Source organism: Photobacterium sp. (genome assembly GCF_057456235.1).
This window is the reverse complement of sequence record NZ_JBVCPH010000007.1, coordinates 69,471-88,918: the sequence shown is the minus strand read 5'-3', so window position 1 is coordinate 88,918 and position 19,448 is coordinate 69,471. Positions and strand designations below refer to the sequence as shown.

The 19,448-nt window shown below is 50.5% G+C and carries 16 protein-coding genes; 5 read left to right on the top strand and 11 right to left on the bottom strand.

Annotated elements, in window-relative coordinates; all coding sequences use genetic code 11:
• Positions 1 to 169: 169 nt before the first annotated feature.
• From glpX to AC2204_RS09875, 3 genes are all read right to left on the bottom strand, one after another.
• Positions 170 to 1,177 (bottom strand): class II fructose-bisphosphatase, encoded by a 1,008-nt coding sequence (glpX, locus tag AC2204_RS09885; protein ID WP_318925331.1) that lies wholly within the window; start codon positions 1,175 to 1,177, stop codon positions 170 to 172.
• A 294-nt stretch (positions 1,178 to 1,471) separates the two neighbouring features.
• Positions 1,472 to 2,983: a glycerol kinase GlpK gene (gene glpK, locus AC2204_RS09880; protein ID WP_318925330.1), complete on the bottom strand. Its 1,512-nt coding sequence runs from the start codon at positions 2,981 to 2,983 to the stop codon at positions 1,472 to 1,474.
• Positions 2,984 to 3,025: 42 nt separating this feature from the next.
• On the bottom strand, positions 3,026 to 3,877 hold the full coding sequence (locus tag AC2204_RS09875) for an MIP/aquaporin family protein (protein ID WP_318925329.1): 852 nt from the start codon (positions 3,875 to 3,877) through the stop codon (positions 3,026 to 3,028).
• A gap of 757 nt (positions 3,878 to 4,634) precedes the next feature.
• On the opposite strand from AC2204_RS09875, the gene zapB reads away from it, so the two are divergent.
• A complete protein-coding gene (gene zapB / locus AC2204_RS09870) occupies positions 4,635 to 4,877 on the top strand; it encodes a cell division protein ZapB (RefSeq protein ID WP_318925328.1) in 243 nt (80 codons plus the stop codon).
• 74 nt (positions 4,878 to 4,951) lie between these two features.
• Here the strand turns inward: zapB and rraA are convergent, their stop codons facing one another.
• The 7 genes from rraA to priA all read right to left on the bottom strand — a co-directional run bounded on the left by rraA (position 4,952) and on the right by priA (position 12,892).
• Positions 4,952 to 5,437 carry a ribonuclease E activity regulator RraA gene (gene rraA / locus AC2204_RS09865; protein WP_318925327.1) on the bottom strand — a complete coding sequence of 162 codons (486 nt, stop codon included), beginning with the start codon at positions 5,435 to 5,437 and terminating at the stop codon, positions 4,952 to 4,954.
• A 191-nt stretch (positions 5,438 to 5,628) separates the two neighbouring features.
• Complete coding sequence (locus tag AC2204_RS09860; protein WP_318925326.1) at positions 5,629 to 6,534, bottom strand: 1,4-dihydroxy-2-naphthoate polyprenyltransferase; 906 nt, start codon at positions 6,532 to 6,534, stop codon at positions 5,629 to 5,631.
• 151 nt (positions 6,535 to 6,685) lie between these two features.
• On the bottom strand, positions 6,686 to 8,017 hold the full coding sequence (hslU, locus tag AC2204_RS09855) for an ATP-dependent protease ATPase subunit HslU (RefSeq protein WP_318925325.1): 1,332 nt from the start codon (positions 8,015 to 8,017) through the stop codon (positions 6,686 to 6,688).
• A gap of 10 nt (positions 8,018 to 8,027) precedes the next feature.
• Positions 8,028 to 8,555: an ATP-dependent protease subunit HslV gene (hslV, locus tag AC2204_RS09850; protein ID WP_318925324.1), complete on the bottom strand. Its 528-nt coding sequence runs from the start codon at positions 8,553 to 8,555 to the stop codon at positions 8,028 to 8,030.
• Between the two features lie 206 nt (positions 8,556 to 8,761).
• Positions 8,762 to 9,337, bottom strand: a complete 576-nt coding sequence (locus AC2204_RS09845; protein ID WP_318925323.1) for an SPOR domain-containing protein — start codon at positions 9,335 to 9,337, stop codon at positions 8,762 to 8,764.
• 162 nt (positions 9,338 to 9,499) lie between these two features.
• Entirely contained in the window at positions 9,500 to 10,504 is a 1,005-nt protein-coding gene (gene cytR, locus AC2204_RS09840; protein WP_318925322.1) for a DNA-binding transcriptional regulator CytR, read from the bottom strand.
• Between the two features lie 171 nt (positions 10,505 to 10,675).
• On the bottom strand, positions 10,676 to 12,892 hold the full coding sequence (gene priA / locus AC2204_RS09835) for a primosomal protein N' (protein WP_318925321.1): 2,217 nt from the start codon (positions 12,890 to 12,892) through the stop codon (positions 10,676 to 10,678).
• Positions 12,893 to 13,307: 415 nt separating this feature from the next.
• Between priA and rpmE the strand changes: the two genes are divergently transcribed.
• Together rpmE and AC2204_RS09825 are read left to right on the top strand one after the other, a co-directional pair.
• Positions 13,308 to 13,520: a 50S ribosomal protein L31 gene (rpmE, locus tag AC2204_RS09830; protein WP_318925320.1), complete on the top strand. Its 213-nt coding sequence runs from the start codon at positions 13,308 to 13,310 to the stop codon at positions 13,518 to 13,520.
• A gap of 303 nt (positions 13,521 to 13,823) precedes the next feature.
• Positions 13,824 to 15,074 (top strand): malic enzyme-like NAD(P)-binding protein, encoded by a 1,251-nt coding sequence (locus AC2204_RS09825; RefSeq protein ID WP_318925319.1) that lies wholly within the window; start codon positions 13,824 to 13,826, stop codon positions 15,072 to 15,074.
• 149 nt (positions 15,075 to 15,223) lie between these two features.
• Here the strand turns inward: AC2204_RS09825 and metJ are convergent, their stop codons facing one another.
• Positions 15,224 to 15,541 carry a met regulon transcriptional regulator MetJ gene (gene metJ / locus AC2204_RS09820; RefSeq protein ID WP_107283464.1) on the bottom strand — a complete coding sequence of 106 codons (318 nt, stop codon included), beginning with the start codon at positions 15,539 to 15,541 and terminating at the stop codon, positions 15,224 to 15,226.
• Positions 15,542 to 15,723: 182 nt separating this feature from the next.
• On the opposite strand from metJ, the gene AC2204_RS09815 reads away from it, so the two are divergent.
• Both AC2204_RS09815 and AC2204_RS09810 read left to right on the top strand, forming a co-directional pair.
• The gene (locus tag AC2204_RS09815) at positions 15,724 to 16,893 is read left to right on the top strand and encodes an O-succinylhomoserine (thiol)-lyase (protein ID WP_318925318.1); all 1,170 of its coding nucleotides are present in this window, start codon (positions 15,724 to 15,726) and stop codon (positions 16,891 to 16,893) included.
• Positions 16,893 to 19,310 carry a bifunctional aspartate kinase/homoserine dehydrogenase II gene (locus tag AC2204_RS09810; protein WP_318925473.1) on the top strand — a complete coding sequence of 806 codons (2,418 nt, stop codon included), beginning with the start codon at positions 16,893 to 16,895 and terminating at the stop codon, positions 19,308 to 19,310. Before AC2204_RS09815 ends, AC2204_RS09810 begins: the two co-directional genes overlap by 1 nt.
• The last annotated feature ends 138 nt before the right edge of the window (positions 19,311 to 19,448 follow it).

The window sequence follows — 19,448 nt, the reverse complement described above, 5'->3', positions numbered from 1 at the left end:
CCTTGCTTGCCGCTATACCCAAACCACCGAGGGGAGGTTTGTTATATTATGTAACCAGCATGGTAAATAAAGCAACGGCTTTACTTAGTAAGAATAGAGTAACTTGCCATATTTTGCTGGATCAAAAAAGGCGCGCCTGAGCACGCCCTTGGTAATCTGGAGGGGGATATTACAGAATATGCCCTTTGATCGCCTCGTCTTTACGATCCAGGTAGTGAGTCGATTTAATACGACGGATCGTACGGCACTTACCACGAATTAACAGCGTTTCGGTGGTCGCGATGTTGCCCTGACGGCTGATACCCTCAAGCAGATCGCCTTTCGTGATACCGGTACCGGCAAAAATCACATTGTCACTCTGTGCCATGTCTTCCATACGTAGCACGATATTTGGCTCAATCCCCATTTCATGGCAGCGATCGATTTCGATTTGGCCTAAGCGGCGGTTTTCCTCGTTATCACCCTTTACCTGATGACGAGGCAGCAGGCGGCCATTCATGTCACCGCCCAGCGCACGAATGGCAGCGGCAGATACCACGCCCTCCGGTGCACCACCAATGCAGTACATCACGTCAACTTCGCTGTCTGGCATACAAGTCAGGATAGAGGCTGCCACATCACCATCAGGGAAAGCAAAAACGCGTACTCCCATCTCTTGCATATGGGCAATCGTCTCGTCGTGGCGTGGTTTAGCCAGTGTGGTAACAACCAGGGTGTCCAGTGTCTTACCTAATGCGTCGGCAATATTTTTCAGGTTGTCAATCAGTGGCAAGGCCAAATCGATACACCCTTTAGCGCCAGGACCTACAACGATCTTTTCCATGTACATATCAGGCGCTTTAAGGAATGAACCTTTTTCACCTGCAGCCAGTACTGCCAGTGCGTTATTTTGTCCCATCGCCGTCATGCGAGTCCCTTCAATCGGGTCAACCGCGATATCGACAGCATCACCACCGGTTCCGACTTTTTCACCGATGTAAAGCATAGGGGCTTCATCGATCTCACCTTCACCAATAACAATTTCACCTTCAATCTCGGTTTGGTTCAGAAGGGTGCGCATTACTTCTACCGCCGCGCCGTCAGCAGCGTTTTTATCGCCGCGGCCAAGCCATTTGTAGCCAGCCAGGGCTGCGCCTTCAGTTACACGAGAAAATGCCATCGCTAAATCGCGCTTCATGGTTACTCCAGAAATAGAATCAGTGGGTTTGGATATTTAGGTATCTTTGATTGGTGTTTCAACTGGCGGCGATTTTATCATAGCTCACAGTGAAACGTTTGCGTTTCTTCAAATCGAATACAGCGAGGCATTTTAGCGACTGTTTTGCGCCGCGGGGGAAGGGCGAAAAAGCAGTGCAAAGAAAAGGCCTGCAGTTGCAGGCCTTGCTTTAAACGGAACCGTAAATGGGCCGGTTAATGGATCTGGCTAGGCTTTATTGAGTAACGCGTTGTTAAATAAAACCCTAACACGGGATCACTCTTCGTCTTCCAGTGCCCAGCCTTTCGCGCATTCAACCGCACGTTTCCAGCCGCGGTAACGACGGTTACGTTTCTGATCATCTGCACATGGTAGGAACTTGCGATCTAACTTAGCTTTGTCTTGCAGTTCGTCAAGACTGTCCCAGAAACCAACAGCCAGACCAGCCAGATAAGCCGCGCCCAGCGCAGTCACTTCGGTTACGACGGGTCGATCAACCTCAGTGTTCAGTACGTCTGACTGGAACTGCATCAGGAAGTTATTGGCTACCGCGCCCCCATCAACACGCAGCTCCGCAAGCTTAATACCGGAGTCTGCCTGCATGGCATCTAAGACATCACGAGTCTGGTAGGCGACGCTTTCAAGCGTTGCACGAATGATATGGTTAGCATTCACGCCACGCGTCAGGCCAACAATGGCGCCACGCGCATACGGGTCCCAGTATGGTGCGCCGAGGCCCGTAAAGGCCGGTACAACATAGACACCGTTAGCACTGCCCACTTTTTCTGCGAAATACTCAGAGTCGTTGGCATCACCCAGCAGCTTAACTTCGTCACGCAGCCACTGAACGGATGCACCGCCCATAAACACCGCACCTTCAAGGGCATAAGCGACGTCGCCTTTAGGGCCACAGGCAAGGGTCGTCAGCAGTCCGTTGTGTGAGGTGACTTTCTCTTTACCGGTATTCATTAGCAGGAAGCAGCCGGTACCATAGGTATTCTTTGCCTGACCGGCTTCAACACACATCTGGCCGAACAGAGCCGCCTGCTGATCGCCGGCAATCCCAGAGATTGGAATACGGGTCCCGCCTTTACCGCCGATATTGGTCTGGCCGTAGATTTCAGAAGAGGATTTTACTTCCGGCATCATAGATAGCGGAATATCCATTGCCGTCAGAAGTTTTTCATCCCACTGCAGGGTGTTGATGTTAAACAGCATGGTACGTGAGGCGTTGGTGAAGTCAGTGACATGTACGCGCCCCTGAGTCATTTTCCAGATCAGCCAGGTATCGACAGTACCAAACAACAGGTTGCCGGCTTCCGCTTCTTCGCGAGCGCCCTCAACATTGTCGAGGATCCATTTGACTTTGGTACCTGAGAAGTATGGGTCAACAACCAGGCCGGTGTTCTCACGAATATACTCTTCCAGCCCTTGCTCTTTCAGGGTTTCGCAAATGCTTGCGGTACGGCGGCACTGCCAGACAATGGCGTTGTAAACGGGTTTTCCGGTGTTCTTATCCCAGACAATAGTGGTTTCACGCTGGTTGGTAATACCGATACCAGCGACCTGATCAGAACGAATCCCCGCCTTAGCCAGAACTTCAACCAGAGTCGAGCTTTGGGTCGCATAGATTTCTAGAGGATCATGTTCCACCCAACCGGCTTTAGGGTAGATCTGGGTGAATTCGCGTTGTGACGTACAAACAATATTGGCGTCGTGATCCAGCACAACGGCGCGGGAGCTGGTGGTACCCTGATCAAGCGCAACAATATACTTTTGTTCAGTCATAATGAATGTCCTTTAACTTTTTATTATAGGGTATAGAGGTAATTAAGCGTTGGCTGTTTCTTGACCGTCAGCACCTTCACACTGGTTCGGAATGGTGCATCTGTTGCCAGGAAGGTAAAGCTCGATGGCTTTAGGGTAGAGCCAGCCCCCGAAGGCTGCACCGCAGATTGGTGCAAGGATCGGCACAATCAGGTAGGGGATGTCTTTGCCTCCGGTTAGTGCCATTTCATCCCAGCCTGCCAGGAAGGCAAAGAATTTAGGGCCGAAGTCACGGGCTGGGTTCATTGCAAAACCAGTCAGCGGACCTAAAGAGCCACCAATGACAGCGATTAAGATACCGATAAGCAGCGGACCCATCGCGCCGCGTGGCGCACCGTTTTTCTCATCGCCGATGGCTAAAATAGCGAACATCAGTACTGCCGTAATAACGAACTCAACCGCAAAAGCACCGCTGAATGAAAGCGCGGGATGCGGATAAGTTGAGAAAATACCGGCAGTGGCCAGACTGGCTTGGGTGCCGCGTACAATTTGGTGGGTAGCTTCATATTCCGTAAAGAGGTTGCTGTAAAGGGCGTAAATTAAAGCTGCGGAGCAGAACGCACCAAATAGTTGCGCCACGATATAAGGGGCAACCTTACGCTTATCAAACCCATGGAACAGGGCTAAAGCGATAGTGACTGCGGGGTTGATGTGTGCGCCTGATACGCCCGCCGTGCAGTAGATGGCAATTGCGACGCCTAAGCCCCACATGATGCTTATTTCCCATTGGCCAAATTCTGCTCCAGTCAGCACCAGTGCCGCAACGCAGCCGACACCAAAGAAGATCAATAAACCGGTTCCTATAAACTCGGCGAGACACTCACCGAGTAGCGTGTGTTGTTTCGAGTTAGCCATTTCTCAGTCCTTTTGTCGATAGATTGTAGGGGGATTGCTTTATAGTTGTTATTCGAGCGTTAATGTACCGCATATATCTATTATTGGAATAAAATTGAACTAAAAATGTGCGTTCGAGCATAAAAAGAGGGTTATTCCGAGCGAAAGCCAATCGTTTGCGCTTTTGGTGAGTTGACGCTGATATGTATTAATGGAATGTGAGTTTTAGGGCTGGGGTGGGGTTTTTTTTGGTATAAATGACTGGATAAAATAAAAAATCCGACCTTAATTAGGTCGGATATGCCAAGAGGGCAAGTTCTTGGATTTCTCCAAGAGAGATACGATCACGATAAAAATTAGCACGCAAGCGCTGCATGAAAATTGAGTTAGATCGCAATTTCAAGCATTCTGTAACTGAGGTGGTGTTATTTTTAGCGCTGTGGCCAGTTTCCAGTCACGGGGGGATCAACAGACTGGAGCGGAGAGAAAAATAGAAATTTTATAACAGAGAATTAACTTGTTTTGTTACTGAGGCCGTTACAATGGCAAAGGCAGCGAAGCTCAAAGCTTTTTTTTAGGCAATTTGATTTGAAGAACAAGGTACAATTTCTATCAAGATTGGGTGAAATTCATCCATTTGCAAAAAAGGGATGGATTAGAGGATGCCAGATGGCGGCTGCCTCGCTAGAATAGGCGCAGCAACGAATATAAACCATGCTCGTGTGGTATTACCTTAACGGTTTAAGGGAATGATATGGGCTTAGATCAGGTGAACAATATGTCTTTAGAAATGTTGGAAAAGCTGGAAGCCAAAGTACAAATGGCTGTTGATACAATTTCTCTGCTACAAATGGAAATTGAAGAATTAAAAGAAACAAACGAAAGCCTGACTGCAGAAACGCAAGAACTACGTTCAAACCGTGAAGTATTAGAGCAGGATAACCAGAAACTACAGAATGATCATCAAGCATGGCAAGAGCGCGTTCGCACACTGCTGGGTAAGATGGATCACGTAGAATAAAAAACAGAGCCGATTGGCTCTGTTTTTTTATCTCAGGTACATGATGGTATCTTGTACCTTGATGGCACTGCGGGTCACTCAATATCGAGCGGTTCAGGCGATAAGATCACCCCAGTGTTATCAGCATAGAGGTGGTCTTCCGGCAAGAAAGTGACACCACCAAAATTGACGGCAACATCGGCTTCTCCTACACCTTGTTTATCGGCCCCTACCGGTATTGAAGCCAGAGCCTGAATACCAATGTCGAGCTCATCGAGATCATCGACATGGCGCACGCAGCCGTAGACAACTAACCCCTCCCATTCATTGTCAGCAGCAAGCTGGGCAATGTCAGCATCAATCAATGCACGCCGTAACGAGCCACCACCGTCAATCAATAATATGCGGCCAATGCCGGATTGCTCCAGTACCGAGCGGATCAATGCATTATCTTCAAAGCATTTTACTGTAGAAATCTGGCCGCCGAAGGAACTTCGCCCGCCGTAAGAACTGAACATTGGCTCAACGACATCCACCTGTTCCAGGTAAATATCGCATAGTTCGGAGGTATTATATTCCATAAGCTAGCTTCTTGTTGTGGCAAAAGAAAAGGGGAGATTGGTTAACTTAACATCATTGGCCTGGTGGAATTATAACCAGCTGTGCTTGCATTGCAACAAGGATGTAATGGTAACCGGCGTCCATTCTTAATGACTGATTCTTGCCTGAGTGTATGTGCGGTGTCAGCGATCGTTTGTGATGAATACGGCGCTTAAGCCAGAATGACGCCCGCAGCAAACAGGAGATTGGTCAGTAACGCGCATTTCACCATCGTCGCCATCATCGGGCGCAGTGCTGCGCCATCTGCTGATTGAAATACCTGTTTGCCGTGTTGGAACAGCAGCGGAAAGCTGAAAATAAATAACCAGCCAAACGGTGAGTGCAGCTCCAGGAGTGCAAACAGGGTTAAGCAGACGACGCTACCGGCTAACAGGAACAGGTGGTACTTGCGTCCCCAGTCCGGCCCCATGCGTACCGCTAACGTTAACTTTCCACAGGCTCGGTCATTCTCGATATCTCTCAAGTTATTGATGTTAAGTACACCGACAGCCAAGAGGCCACACGCGGTGGCGGGTAGCATAATGATCGAATCAATCGAACCGGCCTGCAGATAATACGTGCCGGCAACACCTAGCCAGCCGAAGAACATCAGCACGGACAGATCGCCCAGGCCTCGGTAACCATAAGGTTTATTGCCGACGGTGTAGGCAATAGAGCCTGCAATCGCCATCAAACCTAATAACATAAAGCCAAACATGTCCTGTAAATTATTACAGGCAAGGAAAATCAGGCTCAATCCACTGGCTATCGTCAGGATAATATTCAGTACCATGGCATTACGCATTGCACCAGGCGTCACTAAGCCGGACTGAACAGCCCGTTGCGGGCCAAGACGGGCATCATTATCCGTGCCTTTAACAGCATCACCATAGTCATTGGCCAGGTTTGATAAAATCTGGAGTAAAAGAGCGGTGAGCAGGGCGAGGCCTGTGATTGATGCAGAAAAACGTCCTTGCCATCCTGCCACTGCGCTGCCGCATAGAATCGATGCGACGGCCAATGGCAAGGTTTTGGGCCTTGCGGCATCAAGCCAGATTGCGAGTGAAGATGATTTCATAATGTCGTTACTTAGCGAATTGTTGAAAGGGTATTATGGCGAAAACACAGAGATGGGCAACTTTATCGCCATAATGTTTGTTTAAGAACAAAAAAACGGCGTCGAATGACGCCGTTTTCTGCATTTTCAATCGCAGCTTTATGGATCAGATCTAAAGGATAAAGCGGCTCAGATCCTCGTCTTCAACCAGCTCACCCAAACGGTCGATAACATAGGTTTCGTCGATAATGAACTTATCACCCGACTTTTCTGTCGCGTCGAAAGACAGCTCTTCCATCAGGCGTTCCATGACGGTGTGCAGTCTGCGGGCACCAATGTTTTCTGTGCGCTCGTTAACTTGCCATGCCGCATCCGCAATTTTGTTGATACCGTCTTCAGTAAAGTCGATATTAACCGATTCCGTTGCCATCAGCGCGATGTACTGCTCTGTCAGCGATGCATTGGGCTCTGTCAGGATACGTTTGAAGTCACCGCTGGTCAGGGCTTCAAGTTCCACCCGAATAGGCAGTCGGCCTTGCAGTTCCGGGATCAGATCTGAAGGTTTTGCCATCTGGAACGCGCCGGAAGCGATAAACAGGATATGGTCAGTTTTTACCATCCCATGTTTGGTCGATACCGTGCTGCCTTCAACTAAAGGAAGTAGATCGCGCTGGACGCCTTCGCGAGAAACGTCCGGGCCGGATGCTTCACCGCGTTTGCAGATCTTGTCAATCTCATCAAGGAAGACAATACCGTTGTTCTCTACCGCGTAGATCGCATGCTCTTTCAGCTCTTCATGATTAACCAGTTTTGCCGCTTCTTCCTCGGTTGCCGCCTTGATTGCGTCTTTGATTTTCATCGTACGCTTTTTGGTGGTATTACCGGCAAGATTCTGGAACATGCCCTGCAGTTGGTTGGTCATGTCTTCCATGCCAGGAGGCGCCATGATCTCAACGCCCATCTGCGGTGCTGCGACATCGATTTCGATCTCTTTGTCGTCCAGCTTGCCTTCGCGCAACTTCTTGCGGAATGATTGGCGAGTCGCAGAACTATTGTCAGCTTCTTCATTTTTGCCCCAGGCATCACGTGCCGGAGGTAGCAGGATGTCAAGAATACGATCTTCGGCCAGCTCTTCAGCGCGGAAACGGACTTTTTCCATCGCCTGCTGATGAGTCATTTTTACCGCAACATCGGTCAGATCGCGAATAATGGTTTCGACTTCTTTACCAACATAGCCGACTTCGGTGAACTTAGTCGCTTCTACTTTAATGAAAGGCGCATTGGCTAATTTTGCCAGACGGCGGGCAATTTCGGTTTTACCGACGCCTGTCGGGCCAATCATCAGAATATTTTTTGGTGTTACTTCGACCCGCAGCTCTTCAGGAAGCTGCATCCGACGCCAGCGGTTGCGCAGTGCAATAGCAACGGCACGCTTGGCTTTGTCCTGACCGATAATGTGGCGATCAAGCTCATGAACAATTTCGCGAGGAGTCATTTCAGACATAGCGGCTTCCTTACTTAGTATCGAGCTCTTCAATGGTATGATTGTGGTTGGTGAACACACAGATGTCGCCAGCGATATACAGTGCTTTCTCGGCAATTTCGCGGGCACTTAAATCGGTGTTTTCCAACAGGGCGGTTGCTGCCGCCTGGGCAAAATTCCCCCCTGAGCCGATAGCAATCAGGTCGTTTTCTGGCTGAATTACATCACCATTGCCGGTAATGATCAATGAGCCGGTTTCATCAGCGACTACCAGCAGGGCCTCGAGTTTACGCAGCATGCGGTCGGTGCGCCAGTCTTTGGCCAGTTCCACCGCCGCTTTAAGAAGATGGCCCTGGTGCATTTCAAGCTTACGCTCAAAACGCTCGAATAGAGTGAAGGCATCGGCAGTGCCGCCAGCAAAGCCAGCCAGAACTTTGTTGTTGTATAAACGGCGTACTTTGCGCGCGTTACCTTTCATCACAGTGTTGCCCAGGGAAACCTGGCCATCACCGGCAATAACGACTTTACCGTTTCGACGTACAGATACGATTGTTGTCACGGTCTAACCTCTTTGGTTCTCTCCGGCGCAGCGCCGGTATCGATGTTATTACTATAGTTGGGATGAAAGAATAATTTTTCAAGCCAAAAGTGATAAACGATGTTGTCAATTGGAGGTCGCAGATAACAAAAAAGGATGCTCAGGCATCCTTTTGGTAAAGATATTAAGTCGCGCTTGGGGTGGTCAGGCTTATGCCTGATCGGCGATCACTCCCAAAACCAGATAGCACATGGCTCAATTCCCGCGCGGCGTAACATGTTGCGATCGCTTTCGGCTTTACGCTTTTGTGGGTATGGGCCAAGAATGACGCGATACCAGTTGCCTTTTTCACCCTGGCTGGTTTTCACCTGGCTCTCAAGCCCCTGAAAAGCAATCATCGCCTTGCGCTGTTCTGCCTGATCTTTGCTGCGGTACGCTCCGCATTGCATCAGGTACGGCCGACTTGGCTTCTGGGCTTGCTTTGATTCAACCTGGACTTCTTTATTTTCCAGCTCTTCAATATAGCGCCATTTTTCCTCTGGTTTGGGCGGTAAAGCCGTCTCTTTGGCTTTAGTCAGTGGTTTAGGCTTTGGTTTCACTGCTACCGGTTTTGTTGGCTCAGGGGCTGGCTTGGGAGCCGGTGAGCTAGATAGGAAATACAAGCCATAACCGAGAGCACTGACAAGGATCAGGGCAATGATGGCCCATTTAATAGGGAAGCCATTGGATACTGGCGCTTTACGATTGTGGCGGGCTGGCTTTTTGGGCGAGCGTCCGCGTTTTACATAATCTTTAGTGGCCACAATGATGACAATATAACGGCAAAATAATAACCCTATGTTACAAACTTGGACGGTGGCTGACCAGTGTTTCTGTGGCGTTGGATGAGGGCAAACGTCGGTCTGTTGCAGATATTTGTGAGCTTATGCCAAAACTCATAAGCTCACCGTATATCTGACTGCCACTTAATGTGCGGGCGGTGCGGCACTTTCCCGTATGACCAACTTGGCATCCAGTAAGCGAGAACCTGCCTGTACTTCCTTACCTTTTAAGAGCTCCAGCAGCATTAACATCGACTGACGGCCGATTTCATAACGTGGCTGGGAAACGGTAGTAAGCGGTGGATCGCAGTATTCTGCGAATTGAATGTCATCGAATCCGACAATTGACAGATCATGCGGTACACGCAATCCCAGGCGCTTTGCTTGCTGCATTGCCCCGATAGCCATGACGTCACTGTGGGAAAACAGGGCCGTCGGTGGCTCAGGCAGTGATAGCAGGGCCGTGACTGCACGGGCACCAGCGGCAAAGGTGAAGTCACCCTTGATGGTGTAGGCCGGGTTGAGTTCAATGCCAGCCCGGCGGAGTGCTTGCTGATATCCCTGAGATCGGAACTGGCATAGTGGCGCTTGATCCGGACCGGATATTTGGGCAATACGCTTGTGGCCCATCTGAGTCAGATAGTTAACGGCCTCATACGCGGCGGTTAAATTATCGATATGAACGGTGGGTAATTCCAGCTCTGGTGCGTATTCGCACGCCATTACCAAAGGCGGTAGATTTTTCTGCTCGGGTTTACTGACATCAAAGGGTAAATCGGAGCCGAGCAATAACATGCCGTCCGCTTGTTTGGTAAACACCAGGTTAACAAAGGAATTTTCGCGGACCTTTTGCTGCCCACTGTCACCAAGTAAAACCAGATAGCCATGTTCCATCGCGGCTTCTTCAATGCCGCGAATGATTTCTGTGAAGTAGGGATCACAGATATCAGGGACAATTGTCACAATGGTTTTTGATTCGTTGCGGCGAAGATTCCGAGCTAGTGAATTGGGCGAATAGCCAGCTTCCATAACGGCTTGTTCGACCTTTTTCCGGGTCGAGGCCGAGACTTTTTCCGGGTTCATCAGGGCACGGGAAACCGTGGCTGTTGAGACACCGGCAAGCTGGGCAACATCCTTCATTGTCGCCATAATTGCAGTTCCTCCTATTATTTCTCTCATAATATTGCCGGAGGACCCTAGCCAAATAGAGCTGATACCTATGCCGACAAGGCTGTTATTGTAGGCGCTAAGAGTGCGATTAAACATGCCCTCAATAGCATAAATTACATTAACAATGTGATCTGTATCGCATTGCTTGTTTTAAGTTAAATCCTGTGGCTCGACATCAATTGACCAGCGAACCTTCTTGGCAAGAGGCAGTAATTGAATCGCGGGTTTGGCAATGGTCAACATGCGTTGCAGGGTTTTACGATCAGGGGCTTGCAGTAACAACTGCCAGCGATAACGACCAGCACGGCGTGCCAGAGGGGCGGGATTTGGCCCCATGACATAGCTTTTATGGTGTTCATCGGTCTGGCTAAATAGCGGGTTTGACTCGAAAATACTGCGAACTTGCTGCAAAAACTGGACATTATGGTCGCTATTATTGGCTTCTGAGCGAAACAGTGCCAAATGAGTATAAGGTGGCAGCAAGGCTTGTTTGCGTTCAAGCAGCGCGTTATCGGCAAAATGATCATATCCTTTGTGCAACAAAGCTTGCAGCAAGGCATGCTCCGGGTGGTGAGTTTGCAGCAGAACTTCACCCGGTTTACTGGCGCGTCCGGCACGGCCTGCAACCTGAATAAACAGTTGGGCAAGGCGTTCTGATGCCCGGAAGTCATTGCTGAACAGCGCACTGTCGACATCAATCAACGATACTAAGGTCACATTGGGAAAATGGTGACCCTTGGCCAGCATCTGGGTGCCGATCAGGATCTGGAATTCATTATTCTTGATGGCCTCGAGGTAATTTTCCAGCGCCCCTTTGCGGCGGGTACTGTCGCGATCGATACGCACGGTTTTGTATTCAGGGAACAATGTCGCCAGCTGTTGTTCCAGCTGCTCGGTTCCGACCCCGACCGCATGAAGCTGGGTCGAGCCACAGCTCTCGCATTGATGCATGATCGGACGTTGGGTGGCACAGTGGTGGCAGCGTAACTGCCCCGACTGCTGATGCAGGGTGTAGTAGGCATCACAACGGTCACATTCAGCCAGCCAGCCACATTCATGGCAGATCATCGCCGGCGAATAACCGCGGCGGTTGAGAAACAGAATGACCTGGTTACCCGCGGTTAAATGTTTGCGCATTTGCGCCACTAAAGGGGCGGATAGCCCGGCTTCCAAATACAATCCTTTGACATCTAAGACGCCGTGCCGGGCGACCTGTGCATTGCCTGCCCGCCGGGTTAACTGCAGGTGGTGGTATTTACCGGTTTTGGCGTTATGCAAGCTTTCCAGCGCCGGCGTGGCCGATCCCAATACGATGGGTATATTTTCTTTATTGGCCCTCATGACGGCCAGATCTCGGGCATGATAACGCAAGCTGTCTTGCTGCTTATACGAGGCATCATGCTCTTCATCAACAATGATGATGCCGAGGTGCTTAAAGGGGGTGAATAAGGCTGAGCGGGTACCGATAATGATCCCTGCCTGGTTATCGCGCCCCGCGAGCCAGGAAGAGAGGCGCTCGGTATCATTGAGGCCAGAATGCACGGTCTCCAGCGGAACATTAAAACGGCGGCGAAAACGGTTTATGGTTTGCGGGGTCAGGCCGATTTCGGGCACCAGGATCAGTGCCTGCTTGCCAGCGGCTAATACCGGCTCTAACAGATTGAGGTAGACTTCCGTTTTGCCGGATCCGGTGACGCCTTCCAGTAAATAACAGCCAAAATCGGGATTGGCATTGACGGTGGCGACGGCCAGGGCCTGCTCTTCATGCAAGCGGGGTTTTTCTTCGGTCAGGGCAAAATCGTTGTGCCAGTTGTTCTGGCGCGGTTTTTCCTGTTGCTCTGCAATCCAGCCTTTTTCCGTCAAGTTTTTCAGCGTTGCAGAGCTGACTTCCTCGGCCAGTAAGGCTTCATGGCTGGTGTTGCCGTGGCGCAAAATATTCAGCACTTGTGCCTGTCGCGGCGCACGCTTGAGTGCCGTTAGCGGTTGATCCCGGCCGGCTTCGGTCAGCGTCCAGAATTTCAGGGTGGCAGGAGAGGCACTCCGTCCTTTGCGCAGTAACGCCGGCATGGCGTTGGCCAGGGTATCCCCTAATGGATACTGATAATAACTGCTGGCCCAAGATAGCAAACTGAACAGCGGGGGTTGCCACAATGGTGCGGTATCGATCACCGTATTAAGAGGTTTTAACTGGTTAAGCGGGAAATCAGAGTGATCTGTCAGGGCGATGACCAGTCCAACCAGCTGCTGCCGCCCGAATGGAACGCGTACCCGACCACCCACGACTGGGAATGTGCCGGGTTTGACCAGGTAATCAAAGGCTTTATCCAGTGGAACTGGAAGGGCCACTTTGGCAATCTTGGGTGTCATAACTAACCGCTGAAAAAGCTGTAGCTATCCAGTTCGAGAGAGCTGAACGGCTGCAGGATCTATAATGAAGGAAGACTTTTATGTTATCAGGGAAGTGTACCTTGCCCGGCGCTTTATCCCAAACGGATAAATAAACGGAGGTAGCCCGGCATATGTTGTCAGTAACAAGCAGTTCTCCCGGCAATTGCAACAGGCAGGGTTGATCTATTTTGACGTCGTTTGGGTATAAATCGAGCCATAGCAAGCAGGCGATGAATAATGTGATGAAAAAAGTAGCGAGTTGGTTGATCTAGGCTGCATGATTGATTACTATACGCCGCCTAATTTGTCGCATTTGCGGCATACTGTATTTAACGACGTGTGGTGCCCGGCTTTGGATCGGGAGAGCGACACGGCCTTAGCTTGAGGTTATCCCATGAAACAAGGTATCCACCCAGATTACTCAGCAGTGAACGCTCGTTGTTCTTGCGGCAACAACTTCGTATTCCAGTCAACTATGCGTAAAGATGTTAACCTTGATGTGTGTGACAAATGTCACCCATTCTACACTGGTAAGCAGCGTGAAGTTAGCTCTGGTGGTCGTATCGACAAGTTCAACAAGCGTTTCGGTGCTCTTTCTGCTAAATAATATTAGCCAGATGAATTCCGAAAAAAGGGATGCATATGCATCCCTTTTTTTCATTTTGCTCACGAGTTTTCGACCGTTTTATTAAGTCATCCTGGCTGCGTTATCTCTCCTTTCTTCCTGTGTAGCACAATTCCCACCCGCTTTTCGGCATAAGTATCCTAAATGAGCATCCAATTGGCTGGACCTGTTGTACTGAACTAGGATTTTCTATCGCGATAGAATATGATCTGCCTCTCAAGATCGAACTGAACATCATTTTCATTTAGGATCAAGCTCTCCTTTTTACTTAGGACCCAGAACACTATGTCTGAAGATTTTCGCCAACAAGCACTTGATTATCATGCTTACCCAGTACCAGGAAAAATTGCAGTAGCACTTACTAAGCCGGCAGATACGGTTGAAGATCTGGCGCTGGCGTATAGCCCGGGTGTCGCTGAGCCTGTTCGAGAAATCGCCAAAAATCCAGAGAATGTGTATAAATACACGGGTAAAGGCAATATGGTTGCGGTCATTACTAACGGCACGGCAATTCTGGGTTTAGGTAACCTCGGTCCTCTGGCCTCGAAGCCGGTAATGGAAGGTAAGTCACTGCTATTTAAGCGTTTTGCGGGTCTCGATTCTATTGATATTGAAGTGAAGCACCGCACGATTGATGAGTTTGTTGATACAGTGGCCAACATCGCTGATACCTTTGGCGGGATCAACCTGGAAGATATCAAAGCGCCAGACTGTTTTGAAATTGAAAAACGTCTGATTGAACGCTGTAGCGTCCCGGTTTTCCACGATGATCAGCATGGTACCGCGATTGTCACAGCCGCCGGAATGCTGAATGCCCTTGAACTGCAAGGTAAAGAGATCAGTGAATCTGTTATTGTCTGTTTAGGTGCCGGTGCGGCGGCGGTGGCATGTATGGAACTGCTGATCAAGTCGGGTGCCCAGCGCGAGAAGATCTACATGCTTGACCGCAAAGGGGTCATCCATACGCGCCGTGATGACATTAACGAATATAAGCAGCTGTTCGCGAATAATACCGATAAACGTACACTGGAAGATGTTATCGAAGGCGCTGATATCTTTGTCGGGGTATCGGGTCCGAATTTATTGGAGCCTGAAGCACTTAAATTGATGGCTGATAAGCCTGTTGTTTTCGCTTGTTCCAATCCGGATCCGGAAATCAAGCCAGAGCTGGCACATGCGGTACGCGATGATCTTATCATGGGGACTGGCCGCTCTGATTATCCTAACCAGGTCAATAATGTTATCTGTTTTCCATTCATTTTCCGCGGTGCCCTGGATGTACGCGCGAGCAAAATTAATGACGAAATGAAACTGGCCGCAGTTAAAGCCATTCGTGAACTGACCAAAGAGCCGGTTCCTGCGGAAGTATTAAAAGCCGCCGGCGTCGACAAGCTGGCATTTGGTATGGAATACATTATTCCCAAGCCAATGGATCCACGTTTGCTTCCTCGTGTGGCCAAAGCTGTCGCCCAGGCGGCGATTGATTCGGGCGTTGCCCAGATTGAGATGCCTGTTGGCTACATGGAAGACAAATAAAAGTGCTCTTGAAATAGAGCGGCAAACTGAATACCGACAGATCGCTTTATGCCGATAACAAAAAACCAGCCGATTGGCTGGTTTTTTTATATCAGTCTATCATCGGTAAATAGAGATAGCGGGTGGCTTACGATCGCGTAGCTGTGCGATTATTCATTGATGTCTTCGTATTTGATCCCCATTTCGTCCATCAGGGCTTTGGCTTCTGCTGGCAGATCATCAGGGCAATCTTTACGGATGTCGTCATCGGTTGGTAACGGCTGACCTGTATAAGCGTGCAGGAATGCTTCACAAAGCAATTCACTGTTCGTTGCGTGACGCAGGTTATTTACCTGACGACGAGTACGCTCATCCGTCAGTATTTTTAAAACCTTTAATGGAATCGAAACAGTAATTTTCTTAACTTGCTCATTTTTTTTACCGTGTTCCGCGTATGGGCTGATGTATTCGCCATTCCACTCTGCCATGTTATACCTTCTCAGCGATGTTGGGATCAAATAACTATATCTCCGAATTTTAGCGGGATTTACTGCCATAAGGAAAGACATATAGACGTCTAGAAGTGTTGACGGCTCAATTAAATGTAGTTAATGTGATTGCTGCAATTTTATTCGGGAACAGGGCTTAGCCCGAGACAAGGAAGGTTATTATGAGTGACAAGCAGTTTGCCACCATCGCCGTACGTGCCGGTATTGAATCAGACAGCCAACACCATGCCGTTGTTCCACCTATTTATCTTACTTCCACCTATAGCTTTCCAGAGCTCGGTGAGCCTCCCCAATACGATTATTCACGCTCGGGTAACCCGACCCGCAATATGTTAGCCGATGCCTTGTCAGAACTGGAAGGGGGGGCCGGAGGCGTGGTCACCAGTTGCGGCACCGCAGCCATCAACTTATTGGTTTCAGCGCTGTTAGGCCCGGAAGATTTAATTGTTGCCCCGCATGACTGCTACGGCGGAACCTACCGTTTGTTTAATACCCGTGCCAATAAAGGTGATTTCAAGGTTGAGTTTGTCGATCAGTCCGATCCGGCCGCACTTGCGGCGGCACTGGCGAAAAAACCTAAAATTATCTGGGTTGAAACCCCGTCAAACCCGCTGTTACGGGTGCTTGATGTTGAAGCCTTGTGCCGGCATGCAGCACAGGCTGGTGCGCTGGTTGCGGTTGACAACACCTTTTTATCGCCGGTCTTGCAGCAGCCGATAAAATTGGGGGCTGATTTTGTGGTCCACTCCACCACGAAATATATCAACGGTCATTCTGATGTGGTGGGGGGGATCCTGATTGCCAAAGATCCGGAGCAAGCCGAGAATATTGCCTGGTGGGCGAACTGCATCGGGGCAACAGGCGCGCCGTTTGATGCGTATTTAACCCTGCGAGGGTTAAGAACCTTAGTGCCCCGGATGAGAATGCATGAAGAAAATGCAGCCCAGGTGCTGGCATACCTGCAAACTCAGGCGCTGGTCGGGCAGATTTATCACCCGGCGTTACCGGATCATCCGGGTCATGATATTGCCGTTCACCAGCAGCAGGGGTTTGGTTCAATGCTCAGCTTTGAACTGGCAGGCAGCCCGCGTCAGCTGGAAGTATTTGTCGCGGCTCTTAACTGTTTTTCACTGGCAGAATCTCTCGGGGGCACGGAAAGCCTGATTGCCCATCCTGCCAGTATGACTCACCGTGCGATGTCCGATGAAGCGCAGGCCGAAGCCGGTATTAAGCCCTCCCTGTTACGGCTGTCGGTTGGCCTGGAAGATCCTCGCGACCTGATCGCAGATCTTGAGCAGGCATTTAAGCAAACGGCGGAGGTTGGGGCATGATGACACAGCCAGCCCATCGCCAGCTCCATAAATTTGGCGGCAGTAGCCTGGCCGATCCGGACTGCTATCGTCGGGTCGCCGCGATCCTGCAAGAGTATTCCGATGTTGAAGATCTGATTGTGGTTTCAGCAGCCGGAAAAACAACGAATAAGCTGATTGAGTGGATTGAACAACTCGGCAAAGACGGGCGGCAGGCCCATGAGACGTTGCAGAGCTTGCGCCAGTATCAGCAAGGATTAATCGAAGCGCTGGTGACCGGCTCTGTTGCTGATGCGCTATTGACCCAGCTGCATCTAGAACTGAGTAACCTGGCTAAGCTCAATGAGCAGGATATGACAGAACCGGTATACGCGGCAATTTTAGGCCATGGCGAACTGTGGTCTGCCCGATTGCTGGCCGCCTTACTCAATCACCATGAGATGCAGGCGACTTACCTTGATTCGCGAAGCTTCCTCCGCGCAGAGCGGGTGGCTCAACCGGAAGTGGATCGTGCTCAATCCTGGCCGTTGCTGAAAGAGCAGCTGGCCCAGCACAGCTTGCATCGTATTGTGATCACCGGCTTCATGGCGCGTAATCAGCAGCAAGAAACGGTGTTGCTGGGGCGTAATGGTTCTGACTATTCCGCCACGGTGATCGGTGCCCTGGCGGAGGTGTCGCGGGTGACTATCTGGAGCGATGTGGCTGGCGTATACAGCGCAGATCCGCGCAAAGTCGGTGATGCCTGCCTGCTGCCTCTGCTGCGCCTGGATGAAGCCAATGAACTGGCCCGCCTGGCGGCCCCCGTGCTGCATAGCCGAACCTTACAGCCGGTTGCCCAGAGTGCGATTGGTTTAACCTTGCGCAGCAGCCATCAACCGGAATCCGGTTCGACCCGAGTAGAGCGGATATTAGCTTCCGGGCGTGGTGCCAAAATTGTCACCTCGTTAGACGAGATATGCCTGATTGAAATAGATGTCCCGCGTTCACATGAACTTGAACCCGTAAAGGCCGAGCTGGTTCGTACCTTGCTGCGGGCGCAACTGTTACCGCTGGCACAGAGCACTGAGGCCGATCAGGGACGTATTTTGCTGGCATATACCAGCGAGGTGGTGAATGGCGTATTGGCACTGCTGCAAGACAGTGGGATTGCTGCCGAGTTGAGGTTGCGAGAAGGCTTCTCAATGGTTGCCGCGGTAGGGGCGGGTGTGGTCAATAACCCCGTGCATTGCCACGGCTTCTATCAGCAGTTGAAAAGGCTGCCGGTGGAGTTTATGGAAGAAGCGGAATCCGGCCTGAGCCTGGTTGCGGTGCTGCGTAAGGTCGATACTGAAAACGTGATTGCCGGTATTCATCAGAGCCTGTTTCAGGCTCAGAAACGTATTGGCCTGGTGTTGTGCGGCAAAGGCAATATTGGTAGCCGCTGGCTTGAGTTGTTTGCTGCCGAGAAAGAACAGCTCGAGAAGCGCCATGGTATGAGTTTTACCTTAATCGGGGTTGCTGACAGTTGCCGTTACTGGGTTGATTTTCAGGGCATTGAACCGACGCGTGCACTTAGCGCGTTCGAGGATGAAGCCGTGGAGTACGCCGACGGGGAGCTGCTCGCGACCTTCGCCTCTAACCCTTATGATGACGTGGTGGTGCTGGATGTGACGGCCAGTGCTGAACTGGCGGCCAAATACCCCAGTGTGGCTGAAAATGGGTTGCATCTGATTTCAGCGAATAAAGTCGCGGGCTCAGCCTCGAGCGACGATTACCATGCGGTGCAGGATGCCTTTGCCAAAACCAGCCGTCATTGGCTATATAACGCCACCGTCGGTGCGGGCCTGCCCGTGAATCACACGGTACGGGACTTGCGTGAAAGTGGGGATGAAATTATTGCGGTATCGGGGATCTTTTCCGGAACGTTATCCTGGCTGTTCCAGCAGTTCGATGGCTCGCAGCCTTTTTCTCAACTGCTGGAGCAGGCGTGGCAGCAAGGGCTGACCGAACCGGATCCACGGCATGATCTCGACGGCAGCGACGTGATGCGCAAGCTGGTGATCCTGGCTCGTGAGTCAGGGCTGGCGTTAGAGCCGGAGCAGGTCAAGGTGGACTCGCTAGTGCCTGCAGAACTGGCGGAGCTGACGCTTGACGGATTCTTTGAGCAGATCGATCTGCTTGACGAGCTGTTGTTCGAACGTCTGAACAAAGCCCAGAAAGAAGATAAAGTGCTGCGTTATGTTGCGCGTCTGGATAAGCATGGCAAAGCACATGTAGGGGTGGAAGCGTTGCCGGCAGAGCATGCCTTGGCCAACTTACTGCCTTGCGACAATATTTTTGCCATTGAAAGCCGCTGGTATCGTGATAATCCGTTGGTGATCCGCGGACCCGGAGCCGGGCGTGATGTTACCGCCGGCGCATTGTTATCTGATATTAACCGTCTGGCTGCGATGTTATAGAGTATGCCAAACGGCGACCTGTTCGGCTGGATATAGCGCTGTATAACGCAAATATGGAATTAATCACCAGATATCCATCAAAAGCCCGCCCGTAGCGGGCTTTTGTGTTTAAGGGATGTTGAAGTTTATGCAATGTGA

Excerpts from the sequence above, each read along its gene's own strand:
- zapB (WP_318925328.1), top strand. The coding sequence starts at position 4,635 with ATGTCTTTAGAAATGTTGGAAAAGCTGGAAGCCAAAGTACAAATGGCT.
- AC2204_RS09825 (WP_318925319.1), top strand. The coding sequence starts at position 13,824 with ATGTCTGAAGATTTTCGCCAACAAGCACTTGATTATCATGCTTACCCA.
- glpX (WP_318925331.1), bottom strand. The coding sequence starts at position 1,177 with ATGAAGCGCGATTTAGCGATGGCATTTTCTCGTGTAACTGAAGGCGCA.
- AC2204_RS09815 (WP_318925318.1), top strand. The coding sequence starts at position 15,724 with ATGAGTGACAAGCAGTTTGCCACCATCGCCGTACGTGCCGGTATTGAA.
- rraA (WP_318925327.1), bottom strand. The coding sequence starts at position 5,437 with ATGGAATATAATACCTCCGAACTATGCGATATTTACCTGGAACAGGTG.
- glpK (WP_318925330.1), bottom strand. The coding sequence starts at position 2,983 with ATGACTGAACAAAAGTATATTGTTGCGCTTGATCAGGGTACCACCAGC.
- AC2204_RS09810 (WP_318925473.1), top strand. The coding sequence starts at position 16,893 with ATGACACAGCCAGCCCATCGCCAGCTCCATAAATTTGGCGGCAGTAGC.
- hslU (WP_318925325.1), bottom strand. The coding sequence starts at position 8,017 with ATGTCTGAAATGACTCCTCGCGAAATTGTTCATGAGCTTGATCGCCAC.
- AC2204_RS09875 (WP_318925329.1), bottom strand. The coding sequence starts at position 3,877 with ATGGCTAACTCGAAACAACACACGCTACTCGGTGAGTGTCTCGCCGAG.
- cytR (WP_318925322.1), bottom strand. The coding sequence starts at position 10,504 with ATGGCGACAATGAAGGATGTTGCCCAGCTTGCCGGTGTCTCAACAGCC.
- AC2204_RS09860 (WP_318925326.1), bottom strand. The coding sequence starts at position 6,534 with ATGAAATCATCTTCACTCGCAATCTGGCTTGATGCCGCAAGGCCCAAA.
- metJ (WP_107283464.1), bottom strand. The coding sequence starts at position 15,541 with ATGGCAGAGTGGAATGGCGAATACATCAGCCCATACGCGGAACACGGT.
- priA (WP_318925321.1), bottom strand. The coding sequence starts at position 12,892 with ATGACACCCAAGATTGCCAAAGTGGCCCTTCCAGTTCCACTGGATAAA.
- rpmE (WP_318925320.1), top strand. The coding sequence starts at position 13,308 with ATGAAACAAGGTATCCACCCAGATTACTCAGCAGTGAACGCTCGTTGT.